This window comes from Bradyrhizobium sp. CCBAU 25338 (genome assembly GCF_028128965.1).
In the GTDB taxonomy this organism is placed as follows: domain Bacteria; phylum Pseudomonadota; class Alphaproteobacteria; order Rhizobiales; family Xanthobacteraceae; genus Bradyrhizobium; species Bradyrhizobium liaoningense.
On sequence record NZ_LFKY01000030.1, the window covers coordinates 115,311 to 128,426 of the forward strand.

Consider the following 13,116-nt stretch of genomic DNA (forward strand, 5'->3'; position numbering starts at 1 on the left):
GGGGCGCGGTGCTGTACTAGATGCCCCGCTTTCGCGGTAAGTGACAGCAGAGAGCGGGGCGGCTTCAAACCACCCTCATGCACTGAAATCCGCACTCGTTCCCGCCTGCGCGCGTGAGGCCAGATAGGCTGATTGCTGCTGCGCGCCAGCCGTCTGGCCCTCCGCCACCATCGCCTGGAACGCCGCGTCGAGTTGCTCGCGACTATATGTCGTGGGCCTGCTCTCGCGCGGCGTCCATTGCGATTGCGTCATGGCCGTGGAGGCCTTCTCGACGGTGCCGCCAAGCAGCTCGGCGTATCTGTCGGCCCGCCATTGCGCCAGGTCCGGCCCGCTCGAGCCGGGAGGATCCTCGAGCTTGCCGACCTTCGCCGCGGCCTGGTTGGTCATCACCGAGGACCCGCTGTTGTACAGGGTGGCGACCACCTTGCCGTCAACCTTGACCTGAGCGTAGGTGTTCTCCGGTGCGTTGTCTGCGGCGACGGGTTGCGTCGCACTCGCGTCGTGAGTCCTCAGCCAGTTCGTTGCCAGGAGGTCGCGCAGGTGGGGATTGTCCGCCGCCGATATCACCTTGGCACCTGACAACGGCTTGACTTGCGAGACGTCAATCCGGAAGCCGCTGGTCGCAGCGTCAGTCGCGTCCGGTACCACCGGTTGGAGACCCGATGCCGCATTCGACGCGGGCGTTGATGCGGGCCGCAGATGAGGCAACGCCGCACCGGATACATTTGAAATCATCGAACACTCCCAGGTCCCTGCTCGACCTATGAGAGCAAATCCCAGGCCGAAGACGGGTGCTTGAAGAGATTGGTGTTTTTCCCATCAGCCATGCGTGGGTCGCGGTCGATCTTGCCGCGCTGGGCAGGAATTGCCGAAGTGGTGAAGCGCGCGCTTCGGGCTCTGCGCTGCCCGCGCAAGCCGTTGATTTCGTTATCCTCGGCTACTGTGCATGGGGTTGTTTTCGCAGTTTTTGTTTGAGGACCTCGATGCCCTCAGGCCCGAGCCTACCGATTCCCGCCAAACAGCCGGTCCATCAGCCAGCCATCGAGTCCTGCCGCAGCCTCGGGCCGCACATTGGCGCGCGTCGGTGGCGGGCGATAGCCGCCATTGTTCGCCGCTGCCGGTCCGGGTGCTGCCGCTGTCGGCGGCGACACTTGCGAGGCCGCCTGCGCGAGGTTCGACAAGCCCCAGCCGCCGGGTGCACTCGGCAGGTTTGCCACCGGCACGCCCTCATGCGCAGCCTTCATGAAGCGCGTCCAGACTTCCACCGGCAGGCCGCCGCCGGTCGCCTTCTTGGTCGGCGAGTTGTCGTCGTTGCCGAGCCAGACGCCGGTGACGAGGTTGGCGGTGTAGCCGATGAACCAGGCGTCGCGATAATCCTGGCTGGTGCCGGTCTTCCCGGCGGCCGGCCAGCCGGGAATCTCGGCCTTCTTGGCGGTGCCTGATATCAGCGTCTCCCGCATCATCGCATTCATCATGCCGACATAGCGAGGCTCGACGACCTGATTGCGCTCTTCAGGCTGGCGCATGTAGAGCAGCTTGCCGCCGAGCGTCCTGATCCGCGTCACGACGTGCGGCGCCACCGCGAGGCCGCCATTGGCGAAGGGCGCATAGGCGCCGACCAGCTCGACCACGGAGACCTCGGAGGTGCCGAGCGCGATCGAGGCATTGGGTTCGAGCTTGGAGGAGATGCCGAGCCGGTGCGCGGTGCGCACCACGTTCTTCGGCCCGACCTCGAGGCCGAGGCGGATCGCGACCGTGTTGAGCGACATCGCCAGCGCCTGCGTCAGCGTCACCGCGCCGAAATATTCGTGGGTGTAGTTCTCGGGTCTCCAGCCCTTGACCTCGATCGGCGCGTCCTGGCGCATCGTGTCGGGCGTCAGCCCCTGCTCGAGCGCGGTGAGGTACACGAACGGCTTGAACGAGGAGCCCGGCTGGCGCTTGGCGGTGACCGCGCGGTTGTACTGGCTGTCGGAATAGTTCCGCCCGCCGACCATGGCGCGCACCGCGCCATCGGGCGTCATCGCCACCAGCGCGCCCTGGCTGACATTGAACTTCACGCTTTTGGCCGCGAGCTCATCGATGATCGCGGCTTCCGCCACGCTCTGCAGTTTCGGATCGATCGTGGTCTCGACCTTGATGCTCTCGTCGATCTGGCCGACCAGGTCGTCCAGCACCTCGCCGATCCAGTCGGCGACGTAATTGACCGTGCCGGCGCCGGCCGGCTTCACGTTGTAGGAGGGATGGCCGATCGAGGCCTTCGCCTGCGCGTCGGTGATGAATTTCGCGTCCGCCATCGCCGCGAGCACGACTTGCGCGCGCGCCTCGGCGCCTTCCGGATTGCGGTTCGGCGCAAGGCGCGATGGCGACTTGACGAGGCCGGCCAGCATCGCGGCTTCGGCAATCGTGACGTTCTTCGCCGACTTGCCGAAATATTTCTGCGCGGCGGCTTCGACGCCGTAGGCGCCGGAGCCGAAATAGACGCGATTGAGATAGAGCTCCAGGATTTCGTCCTTGGAGTGCTTGCGCTCCAGCCAGATCGCGAGCTCTGCCTCCTGCAGCTTGCGCTGTATGGTGCGTTCCTGGGTCAGGAACAGGTTCTTCGCGAGCTGCTGCGTCAGCGTCGAACCGCCCTGCGACACGCCGCGATGGAGCACGTTGGTGACGAGGGCCCGCAGGATGCCGACGGGATCGATGCCGAAATGCGAATAGAAGCGGCGATCCTCGATGGCGATGAATGCCTTGGGCAGATAGGGCGGCAGGTCCTTCAGCGCGATGTTGGCGCCGGCCATCTCGCCGCGCTGCGCCAGCATGCTGCCGTCCATGCCGACGATCTGGATCGTCGGCGGCCGCTTGGGAATCTCCAGCGACTGGATCGGAGGCAGATGGGCGCCGACATAGACCACGACGGCAATCACGGCGATGACGCCCCACAGGCTCAGCACCGCGCCCCAATAGACGAGGCGGCCGAGGCTGAAGCCGCCGCGCGACTTCGAGCGGCGCTTGGCGCCGCTGCGGCTGGCAGGTGCCTTCCGCTCGCGGGGCGGCTCGTCGCCGGCATCCTCGCTCTTGCGCCTGGCGGATGTCTTCGCAGATTTCTTCGGCTTGTCGTCGCCGCCGGGAACGCGGTCCGCAGCGGTCAGGCGCAGATCGGCGAGCGCCGCGGGCAAGCCGAACAGCGGCTCCTTCCGCGCACCCTTTTTCTTTCCCCACGCCATACGCAATACGCCCGGTCAGTCCGCCCCGCCGCACGCTAGCGGTCGCTGTTTAAGGCCGGGTTACCCCTGACGTTAACGCGTGATTAGGAGGTGGGGCATTCGCCCGCCGCAGTTCCGCTCTCTTGGCGCCGGGGCTAGGATCGCCCGCATAAATAAAGAGGGAACTCGCATGGGCCACATCGATCCGACCAAGGAGATCTTCGCGCAATTCCGGGAGAACGACCGCCCGGGTCCGATCCACATGCTCAATCTGGTGCGCCTGCGGAAAGAGGCGGCCTATCCGGACGGCCGCAAGGCGAGCGGCGCGGAGGCCTATGCGGCCTATGGCCGTGAGAGCGGCCCGGTGTTCGAACGTCTCGGCGGCCGCATCGTCTGGCAGGGCAAATTCGAGCTGATGCTGATCGGCCCGCAGGAGGAGCGCTGGGACCATTGCTTCATCGCCGAATATCCCAGCGTCGCGGCCTTCGTCGAGATGATCCGCGATCCCGTCTATCGCGAGGCGGTGAAGCACCGCCAGGCCGCGGTGGAGGATTCGCGGCTGATCCGGCATGCCGTCCTGCCGGTGGGAAAGAATTTCGGCGAGATACCTATCTGAATGTCATGCGGCGAATCTCTCGCCATCGTCATGGCCGGGCTTGACCCGGCCATCCACGGCTTCCCTTTGGCCCAAGAACGTGGATGCCCGGGCCTTCGCCTCGCCGAAGCGGCTTCGGCCGCGCAGGCGGGACAAGCCCGGGCATGACGTCGCAGAGGCAGATGCGGCCTAACCCGACGGGCCCGTGTCCTCGATGATCGGTCCGAACAGCTCCCAGCGTTCGCCGTTGAACTTCATCATCTGCATCTGCTTGTTGACGCGGTAGTCGTTCGGGCCGGTGTTGATCTTGATACCCGGCAGCGCCAGGCTCGGCGTGTAGCCCTTGATGTTGGCGACCTGCTTCATGACGTTCTCACGCGTCAGGTCGTCGCCGCATTGCTTCAAGACCTGCACCAGCAGCTCGGCCACCGAATAGGCATAGGTGTTGATGGTGTTGAGCTTGTCGCCCTCCGGGAAATACTTGTCCATGAAGGCGAAGAAGGCCTTCACGCCCGGATCGTCCTTCCACTGGGGATCGCCCGGGTCCTTGCCGTAATTGGTCGAGATGATGCCCTTGGAGATGTCGAGGCCGGCCGGCTTCAGCGTTGCCGACACCGGGCTCGCATTGATGTCGAGGATGTGCACAGGTGTCCAGCCGAGATCGGCAAGCTTCTTGATCGCCTGCGCCGCGAATTTCGGCGTCGAGGCGTCGAAGAACAGATCAACCCCCATCGACTTCAGCTTGACCACCTGGGAATCGACGGTCGGGTCGGTGACCTCGTAGGAGACCTCGCCGACGATCATGCTGGCGGCCTTGTCGCCGAGGCCGCTCTTGAGCCCCGCCAGATAGTCGCGGCCCATGTCGTCGTTCTGGTAGAGCACGCCGATCTTGGCGTTGGGATGCTCCTTGAGAATGTACTTGGCGTAGATCCGCCCCTCGGACACGTAGTTGGGATTGTAGGCGATGGTCCAGGGATAGTTCTGCGGATCGTTGAAGCGCGCGGCGCCGGTCGAGGCGAGGAGTTGCGGGACCTTCTTGCCGTTGAGGTACTTCTGCACGGCGGCATTCGCGGCGGTGCCGATCAGCTGGAAGGTGAACAGCACTTCGTCGCCTTCGACGAGCTTGCGCACCTGCTCGACGGTCTTCGGTGGCGAATAGGCGTCGTCATACTGGATCAGGTTGATCTTGCGGCCGTTGATGCCGCCCTGATCGTTGATCATCTTGAAGTAGGCGGCCTGGGTCTTGCCGATATTGGCGTAGACGGAATAGGCGCCGGAGAACGGCACGGTCTGGCCGATCTTGATCTCGGTGTCGCTTGCGCCGGTGTCGTATTTCTTCTGGGCGAGGGCCTGGCTGACGGAGACCGCGAAGGCGATCGCCGCCGCGGCAGCTATGAAGGCTCTGCGATTGTTCATCTTGGGTTGTTCCTCCTGACGGAATTTTCGGCCGACGGTCTTTCTCCGTTGATTGCAACGGTCGCCATCGCTGCCGAAGATTGTGGAGGAAGGTTCGCCGCGGCGCAAGGATCGCCGCGCTGCGCCGTAGCGTCTCAGGCCAAGAACAACGCAACCAGCGCGACCGCCGCCGGCAGCGCCTGCACCATCAGAATTCGCGTGCTGACGGTCGCTGCGCCATAGACGCCGGCTACGATCACGCAAAGCAGGAAGAACGCCTTGATCTGGAGCGCGAAGACGGGATTGCCGTGCACGAGGCCCCAGAGCAGGCCGGCAGCGAGGAAGCCGTTATAGAGGCCCTGATTGGCGGCCAGCACTTTCGTGATCTCGGCCTTCTCCGGCGTATTCCGAAACACTTTGAGGCCCAGCGGCCTGTCCCAGAGAAACATCTCCAGGATCAGGAAGAAAACGTGCAGTGCCGCGACCAGCGCCACCAGCACATTGGCGATCAGGATCAAGGTCAGCTCCCCCAAAGCGTCAGCTTTCGGGTGGACGTTAGCACGGCCGGCATGGCAAGTGCGATGGGTGTGTTTCGATTGCCTGGTGCCGCGATGCCCGCTCGATCAATCAAGACGCCTGAACGCTTCGGCCTCGACCGCCTGACGACGCCGATCGGGACTGCGCTGCTTGTCACCGATGTTGATGGCGACTTGCGCGCGCTCGACTGGGAGGATTACGAGCACCGCATGCTCGGGCTGTTGCGCCTGCATTACGGTGCCGTAGATCTGAGTAATCAGCCTGCGCCCGCGGATATGCGGACGGCGCTGTCCGGCTATTTCGAAGGCGAACTCGGCCAGCTCTCGGCCATCGCGTGGCGCATCGCCGGCACGCCGTTCCAGCAAAAGGTCTGGACCGCGCTTGCGCAAATCCCGGCGGGTACCACGCTGAGCTACAGCGCGCTCGCCGCAAGGATCGGCATGCCCAAGGCCGTTCGTGCGGTCGGCCATGCCAACGGCTCCAACCCGATCAGCGTGGTGCTGCCCTGTCACCGCCTGATCGGCGCGGATGGCTCGCTGGTGAAGTACGGCGGCGGACTGGAGCGCAAGCGCTGGCTGCTGCGGCATGAGGGGGTGGAGGTCTAGGTCTCTCAATTCGTCATTCCGGGGCGCGCGTGGCGCGAGCTATGGTGCGCGATTGCGCACCTGAGAATCCATATCCACCAGCTGTGGTATGGATTCCGGGCCTGGCCCTTCGGGCCATCCCGGAATGACGAGAGGAGATCGTTTGCGCGGGACTTTCCGCCTGCCTACGCAGCCGGCTGCACCGCCTTGTCGCCGGCCATCACATGGGTCAGCGCGCTCTTGATCGCGGCCTGCCGCGTCGGCGCGTTGATCTGGGCGCCCAGGAGGTCGGTGACGTAGAACACGTCGCGCGCGCGCTCGCCGAAGGTCGCGACATGGGCCGAGGCGATGTTGAGATTGAGTTTGGAGATGGCCGTGGTCAGCTCGTAGAGCAGGCCGGGCCGGTCGAGGCCCGAGACCTCGATCACTGTGTAACGGTCGGACCACTGGTTGTTGATGGTCACTTCCGGCTCGATCACGAACGGCTTCGCCTTGCTGCGTACGGTGCGCCGCGCCACGGCTTCGGGCAGGCGCAGCTTGCCCTCCAGCACGTCTTCGATCATCTCGCCGATGCGCGTGGCGCGCCGACCCTCGTCCTCGTCGCGGTCGTATTCCCGGGAGATCGAGATCGTGTCGAGCGCGCGGCCGTCGGTCGTGGTGTAGATCTGAGCATCGACGATGTTGGCGCCGGCCGAGGCACAGGCGCCCGCGATGATCGACAGCAGCCAGGGATGGTCGGCGGCAAAGATCGTCAGCTCGGTGACGCCGCGCACCTCGTCGAAGCCGACATTGATCGCCAGCTTGTGGCCGGCCTGCTCGCTGGAGCGGACGAAGCGGGCGTGGCGGATCTTGCGCGGCAGCTCGACCTTGAGCCAGTAGGCGGGATAGTGCCGGGCGATATAGGCGTCGAGCTCGTCCTTCGGCCATTCGGCGAAGGCCATGCGGAATTCGGCGTGCGCGGCCGCAAGACGTTTTCCCCGGTCGACCTCCGAGAACCCACCCGTGAGCACCGGTTCCGTCTCATAGTATAGAGAGCGCAAGAGCTGCGCCTTCCAGCCGTTCCACACGCCCGGGCCGACGCCGCGGATGTCGGCCGTGGTCAGGATGGTCAAGAGCTTCATCTGCTCGACCGACTGCACCACGGCGGCGAAATTCTCGATGGTCTTGCGATCCGAGAGGTCGCGCGACTGCGCGACCGTGGACATCGTCAGATGCTCCTCGATCAGCCACGCCACGAGCTCGGTGTCGGCAGGACTGAAGCCGAGCCGCGGGCACAGCCGTCGGGCGACCTTCGCACCGGCGATCGAGTGATCCTCGGGCCTGCCCTTGGCGACGTCGTGCAGCAATGTCGCGATGTAGATCACCGCGCGGTGCTCGGGCCGGCTCTTGCGCATGAGATCGCTGGCGAGGGCGAACTCCTCGATGCCGCCGCGCTCGATGTCCTGTAGGAAGCCGATGCAGCGGATCAGGTGCTCGTCGACGGTGTAGTGATGATACATGTTGAACTGCATCATCGAGACGATCTTGCCGAAAGCGCGGATGAAGTGGCCGAGCACGCCGGTCTCGTTCATCCGCCGCAGCACGATCTCGGCGTTGTCGGAGGTCAGGATCTCCATGAACAGCCGGTTGGCCTCGGGATTCTCGCGCAAGCCCGCGTTGATCAGGCCGAGCGAGCGCGTCACGTCTCGCATCGCATCCGGGTGGAAAGCGAGGTTGTTCTTCTGCGCGAGGCGGAAGATGCGGATCAGGTTGACCGGATCGTGCTTGAACACGTCCGGCGCGGCGACGTTGATGCGGTTGTTGTCGACGATGAAGTCGTCGCTGTCAGGGACGCGCCGCTTCGCCGCGGTCGGTCGCAAGCGCGCCATCATCCGGCTCAGCACCGGGGCGGGCTTGGCCTGCTGGTCCTCGAGCTTGGCGCAGAGGATGGCGGTGAGGTTGCCGACCTCCTTGGCGACCAGGAAGTAGTGCTTCATGAAGCGCTCGACGTCCTGCATGCCGGGATGCGAGGTGTAGCCGAGGCGGATGGCGATCTCGCGCTGGAGGTCGAAGGACAGGCGCTCCTCGGCGCGGCCAGAGTAGAAATGCAGATTGCAGCGCACCGACCAGAGGAAATCGGCGCAGCGGCGGAAGGTGCGATATTCCTGCGCGTCGAACACGCCGCGCGCGACCAGCTCGTGGGTATCGCGCACCCGGTAGACGTATTTGGCGATCCAGAACAGAGTGTGCAGGTCGCGCAAGGCTCCCTTGCCGTCCTTGACATTGGGCTCGACCAGATAGCGCGACTGGCCGCCGCGGCGGTGCCGCTCCTCGCGCTCGGCGAGCTTTGCGGTGACGAATTCCGACGCGGTGCCCTGCACGACTTCCTTGTCGAAGCGCTCGACCAACTCCTCATAGAGTGGCTTGTCGCCGGTGAGGAAGCGCGTCTCCAGGATCGCAGTGCGGATCGTCATGTCGCCGCGCGCCTGCCGGATCGATTCGTCGACCGAGCGGGTGGCGTGACCGACCTTCAGCCCCATGTCCCAGAGGCAATAGAGGATCGCCTCGGCGACCTGCTCGCCCCAGGCGGTCTGCTTGTAGGGCAGGATGAAGAGCAGATCGATGTCCGATTCCGGCGCCATCAGGCCGCGGCCATAGCCGCCCGTCGCCACGACCGCCATGCGCTCGGCGCCGCTCGGGATCGGCGAGCGGTAGAGATGGCGCGTCGCCGCCGAATACAGGATGCGGATGATCTCGTCCTGCACGTGGCACAGCCGCTCGGCGCAGCGCCGCCCGTGGCGGTCCTTCAAGAGGATCGCCTGCGCGGCGTCGCGCGCCGCGATAAGTTCCGCCTTGAGCAATTGCGCCATCGCCGTGCGGAACGCGTCCTCGCGTCCCTGATACTGTTCGGCAAGCGCATCGACCGCGGCGGTGATCCGCGCGGTGTCGAAACGATCGTCCACCCCGGCCTTCTGCTCAGTCGCGATGCTGTCCATGTCTCTCCGGATATAAGAGGTGACAGGCGCTGTCACGAGACATTCGCAAGCCAGCGACCGACGAGCTCGGTCATGCAGATCGGACAGTCTGTGGCGCTGCTGGTGAATTCAAGCGTAACATCATGAAAATACGTTTGTTTTTGGCTCGATTTCGGTTGCTCATGGCAGATCCCATCAATCATGAGCTGACACGAAACCGGCCGCCTTCTATACCGCTCGTGAGAAACGACATGCCGGGAGAGAACAAGATGGACGCCGTCCAACTGCGCCAGATGCAAGCCCCAATCAAGGAGCGCTACAAGACCGATCCCAAGGCCGCGCTGATCACGCTGAAGGCCAAGGGCTCCACCGACGGCGAAGGCATTGCCTGCAAGGTCGAGACCGGCCGTGCCATCGCGATGGCCGGCCTGCATCCGGGCACTGGCGGTTCCGGCCTCGAGCTCTGCTCCGGCGACATGCTGCTCGAAGCCCTGGTCGCCTGTGCCGGCGTCACGTTGAAATCGGTTGCGACCGCGATCGAGGTGCCGCTCAAGACCGGCAACGTCTACGCCGAGGGCGATCTCGACTTCCGCGGCACGCTCGGCATCGACAAGGAGACTCCGGTCGGCTTCGCCGAGATCCGCCTGCGCTTCGAGGTCGACACCGACGCGCCTCAGGACAAGCTCGATCTCCTGCTCAAGCTCACCGAGCGCTATTGCGTGGTCTATCAGACCATCAAGAACGGCCCGAAGGTCTCGGTGTCGATGCAGCGGTTGTAAAAGGGCGCAGGTCGTCATCCCAGCAACTGGTATCGTCCATAAGCCCAGGCCGTCGTGATCTCGAACGGTCGTTGCTCCAGCTCTCAAACCACTACGGCCTGTGGTCTTGGATTCCGGGCTCGCGCGTCGCGCGCCCCGAAATGACAGACAGAATGTCCCTCGAACTCCATTTCATCCTCGTCCTCCTGTTGCGCATGGCGATCGCGGCGGCGTTCGTGGTGTCGGCGTCGATCATCACCGAACGCGCAGGGCCTGTGATCGGCGCGCTGGTTGCGACGCTGCCGGTGTCGGCCGGTCCCTCCTACGTCTTCCTCGCGATCGATCATGACGCCGCCTTCATCGCGCAGGGTGCGCTGGCGAGCCTGCCGGTCAATGCGGCGACGATTTTCATGTGTCTCACCTATGTCGTGCTGTCGCAGCGGCACAATCTGGTGGTGAGTTGTGGAAGCGCCGTCGCGGTCTGGATCGTGCTTGCATCGATCATCCGCCAGTTCGACTGGTCGCTCGCCGCGGGGCTTGCTGCCAACCTGATCGCGTTCGGCATCTGCATTCCGCTCTTGGCGGGCTATCGCCATGTGAAAATGCCGCTGGTGACGCGCCGCTGGTATGACATCCCGATGCGGGCTGCGCTGGTTGCGACCCTCGTCGCTATCGTGGTTTCGACATCGAGTTGGGTCGGCCCTCGCATCAGCGGCATCATCGCGCTCTATCCCGTGGTGTTCTCCAGCATCATGATGATCCTGCATCCGCGCATTGGGGGACCGCCGACCGCCGCCGTGCTTGCCAATTCCGCCTGGGGCCTGCTCGGATTTGGCATGGCCATCGCAGTTCTGCACGTTGCAGTCGTGGGGTTCGGCTCCGCCGTCGGCTTGTGCTTCGCACTCGGGACCTGCGTGGTGTGGAACCTGACGCTGTGGGGAATTGGCCGGCGCGCGGTACGCAAGGCGCGGCCGGTTCCGTGAGACTACGGATATGCGCGACGCGACGTCGCGAAAAGCCAATGCGGGCGCGCTCACAAGTGACGAGGCGTCTCCGCAAGCCATTGAATGAGAAACATCATTTCAAGTTTCGTCGTGTTTCTCAGATCGGAGCTCCGGCACCTCTCGCTTAGACACGCTCATCCGCCCCGTCGAATTCCCGACAGCAAAATTAGAACTTTATTCGAGCTTTTCCCGTACAGAATCAGGCTGCGCACTCGCTTCCGTTGCTGTCCGCGCGAATTTTCGACGGACCTGCACGCAAGTCATCGGATCTGCGGGGGCGCCGGTTTTTGAATACGGCAGCGCTGCCGCACGGCCAGTTCCTTGATCCCGACGGGCATAGCCCATCGGCGCCATTTCGAGATGGAGATTTCCTGATGTTTGGTCGCAAGTCCCGCGGTGATGCCGACGCAATGCTCGCGGCCATTGGTCGTTCGCAAGCCATGATCGAGTTCGCGATGGATGGCACGATCCTGACGGCCAACCAGAACTTCCTCAACGCGCTCGGCTACTCCCTCGACGAGATCAAGGGGAAGAAGCACGCCATGTTCGTGCCGGCCGATCGGCGTGATAGTGACGGATACAAGGCGTTCTGGGCGCAGCTCGGTCGCGGCGAACCCCAGGCCGCCGAATTCAAGCGGATCGCCAAGGGCGGCCGCGAGGTCTGGATCGAGGCGTCGTACAATCCGGTGCTCGACGACGCCGGCAAGCCCGTCAAGGTCGTGAAGATCGCGACCGATATCACCGCGAAGAAGATTCGCGGCATGACCGAAACCTCCAAGATCGCCGCCATCGGCCGCGCCCAGGCCGTCATCGAATTCAAGCTCGACGGCACCGTCGTCACGGCCAACGAGAACTTCTGCAAGGCGCTCGGCTATTCGCTGGCGGAGATCGAGGGCAAGCATCACAGCCTGTTCGTGGCCGAAGCCGAGCGCAACAGCTCGGCCTATCGAGAATTCTGGGCCGCGCTCAACCGCGGCGACTACCAGGCCGGCGAGTTTAAGCGCATCGGCAAGGGCGGCCGCGAGGTGTGGATCCTCGCTTCCTACAATCCGCTGCTCGACGAAAGCGGCAAGCCGTTCGGCGTCGTCAAGTTCGCCACCGACATCACGGCGGACAAGCTGAAGAATGCCGATCTCGCCGGTCAGATCGCCGCCATCGACAAGGCGCAGGCGGTGATCGAGTTCAACATGGACGGCACGATCATCACCGCCAACGCCAACTTCCTCGGCGCGCTCGGCTATTCGCTGGCCGAGATCAAGGGCAAGCATCACAGCATGTTCGTCGAGCCCAGCGAGCGCGATGGAGCCGGCTATCGCGAGTTCTGGGCCGCGCTCAATCGCGGCGAATACCAGGCGGCCGAATACAAGCGCATCGGCAAGGGCGGCAAGGAAGTCTATATCCAGGCCTCGTACAACCCGATCCTCGATCTCAATGGCAAGCCATTCAAGGTGGTGAAATACGCCACCGACACCACGCGGCAGGTGCTGGTCCGCATGGGCAATGAGCGCGTCCGCGGGATGATGGAATCGGTCGCCGCCGGCTCGGAGGAGCTCAACGCCTCGGTGCGGGAGATCTCCGAGGCGATGACCAAATCCCGCGAAACCGCGATGAGCGCGGTTGAGCAGGTCTCCTCCGCCGACGCGCAGGCCCAGCGCCTCACCGAGGCTGCGCAGGCGATGAGCGGCATCGTCGAGATGATCAACAACATCACCGGGCAGATCAACCTGCTCGCGCTCAACGCCACGATCGAGTCGGCCCGCGCCGGCGAGGCTGGCCGCGGCTTCGCGGTGGTCGCCTCCGAAGTCAAGAGCCTCGCCAACCAGGCCAAGCAGGCCACCGACAAGATCGGCGAGGAGATCGGCAGCCTCAACAGCATTTCCGGCGACGTCGTCAGCGCGCTCGGTTCGATCAAGCAGGCGATCAACAATGTCAGCGAATACGTCACCTCGACCGCCGCGGCGATCGAGGAGCAGAGCACGGTGACGAACGAGATGTCGACCAGCATGCAGCGCGCGGCCGCGGAAGCCGCGGCGATCGCGGCGAGGGCGTAGCCAGGCGTTTCTCTCTCGGCGCAGAAAGCATCGTAGCCCGCATG

10 protein-coding genes are annotated in these 13,116 nt (G+C 64.3%); 5 read left to right on the forward strand and 5 right to left on the reverse strand.

Features of this window, described 5'->3' with window-relative positions:
* Positions 1-75: 75 nt before the first annotated feature.
* Positions 76-735: a hypothetical protein gene (locus ACM42_RS11325; RefSeq protein ID WP_271528007.1), complete on the reverse strand. Its 660-nt coding sequence runs from the start codon at positions 733-735 to the stop codon at positions 76-78.
* A gap of 266 nt (positions 736-1,001) precedes the next feature.
* A complete protein-coding gene (locus ACM42_RS11330; RefSeq protein WP_271528008.1) occupies positions 1,002-3,215 on the reverse strand; it encodes a transglycosylase domain-containing protein in 2,214 nt (737 codons plus the stop codon).
* A gap of 169 nt (positions 3,216-3,384) precedes the next feature.
* On the opposite strand from ACM42_RS11330, the gene ACM42_RS11335 reads away from it, so the two are divergent.
* Entirely contained in the window at positions 3,385-3,810 is a 426-nt protein-coding gene (locus tag ACM42_RS11335; RefSeq protein WP_028176834.1) for a DUF1330 domain-containing protein, read from the forward strand.
* A gap of 168 nt (positions 3,811-3,978) precedes the next feature.
* On the opposite strand, the gene ACM42_RS11340 is transcribed toward ACM42_RS11335, so the two are convergent.
* On the reverse strand, positions 3,979-5,205 hold the full coding sequence (locus tag ACM42_RS11340; RefSeq protein ID WP_271528009.1) for an ABC transporter substrate-binding protein: 1,227 nt from the start codon (positions 5,203-5,205) through the stop codon (positions 3,979-3,981).
* Between the two features lie 134 nt (positions 5,206-5,339).
* Entirely contained in the window at positions 5,340-5,702 is a 363-nt protein-coding gene (locus ACM42_RS11345) for a DUF1304 domain-containing protein (RefSeq protein WP_271528010.1), read from the reverse strand.
* A gap of 93 nt (positions 5,703-5,795) precedes the next feature.
* On the opposite strand from ACM42_RS11345, the gene ACM42_RS11350 reads away from it, so the two are divergent.
* Positions 5,796-6,326: a methylated-DNA--[protein]-cysteine S-methyltransferase gene (locus ACM42_RS11350; RefSeq protein ID WP_271528011.1), complete on the forward strand. Its 531-nt coding sequence runs from the start codon at positions 5,796-5,798 to the stop codon at positions 6,324-6,326.
* Between the two features lie 164 nt (positions 6,327-6,490).
* Here the strand turns inward: ACM42_RS11350 and ACM42_RS11355 are convergent, their stop codons facing one another.
* Positions 6,491-9,280, reverse strand: coding sequence for a [protein-PII] uridylyltransferase (locus ACM42_RS11355; RefSeq protein ID WP_271528012.1), 2,790 nt, complete (start codon positions 9,278-9,280; stop codon positions 6,491-6,493).
* Between the two features lie 248 nt (positions 9,281-9,528).
* Between ACM42_RS11355 and ACM42_RS11360 the strand changes: the two genes are divergently transcribed.
* The 3 genes from ACM42_RS11360 (at position 9,529) to ACM42_RS11370 (ending at position 13,072) form a co-directional block, all read left to right on the forward strand.
* A complete protein-coding gene (locus ACM42_RS11360; protein WP_028176830.1) occupies positions 9,529-10,038 on the forward strand; it encodes an OsmC family protein in 510 nt (169 codons plus the stop codon).
* Between the two features lie 152 nt (positions 10,039-10,190).
* A complete protein-coding gene (locus tag ACM42_RS11365) occupies positions 10,191-11,000 on the forward strand; it encodes a hypothetical protein (protein WP_271528013.1) in 810 nt (269 codons plus the stop codon).
* Between the two features lie 395 nt (positions 11,001-11,395).
* Complete coding sequence (locus ACM42_RS11370; protein ID WP_271528014.1) at positions 11,396-13,072, forward strand: methyl-accepting chemotaxis protein; 1,677 nt, start codon at positions 11,396-11,398, stop codon at positions 13,070-13,072.
* The last annotated feature ends 44 nt before the right edge of the window (positions 13,073-13,116 follow it).

What these genes read in the sequence shown, in the direction of transcription:
- ACM42_RS11325 (WP_271528007.1), bottom strand. Translation starts at nt 735, where the DNA reads ATGATTTCAAATGTATCCGGTGCGGCGTTGCCTCATCTGCGGCCCGCA.
- ACM42_RS11330 (WP_271528008.1), bottom strand. Translation starts at nt 3,215, where the DNA reads ATGGCGTGGGGAAAGAAAAAGGGTGCGCGGAAGGAGCCGCTGTTCGGC.
- ACM42_RS11335 (WP_028176834.1), top strand. Translation starts at nt 3,385, where the DNA reads ATGGGCCACATCGATCCGACCAAGGAGATCTTCGCGCAATTCCGGGAG.
- ACM42_RS11340 (WP_271528009.1), bottom strand. Translation starts at nt 5,205, where the DNA reads ATGAACAATCGCAGAGCCTTCATAGCTGCCGCGGCGGCGATCGCCTTC.
- ACM42_RS11350 (WP_271528011.1), top strand. Translation starts at nt 5,796, where the DNA reads ATGCCCGCTCGATCAATCAAGACGCCTGAACGCTTCGGCCTCGACCGC.
- ACM42_RS11355 (WP_271528012.1), bottom strand. Translation starts at nt 9,280, where the DNA reads ATGGACAGCATCGCGACTGAGCAGAAGGCCGGGGTGGACGATCGTTTC.
- ACM42_RS11360 (WP_028176830.1), top strand. Translation starts at nt 9,529, where the DNA reads ATGGACGCCGTCCAACTGCGCCAGATGCAAGCCCCAATCAAGGAGCGC.
- ACM42_RS11365 (WP_271528013.1), top strand. Translation starts at nt 10,191, where the DNA reads ATGTCCCTCGAACTCCATTTCATCCTCGTCCTCCTGTTGCGCATGGCG.
- ACM42_RS11370 (WP_271528014.1), top strand. Translation starts at nt 11,396, where the DNA reads ATGTTTGGTCGCAAGTCCCGCGGTGATGCCGACGCAATGCTCGCGGCC.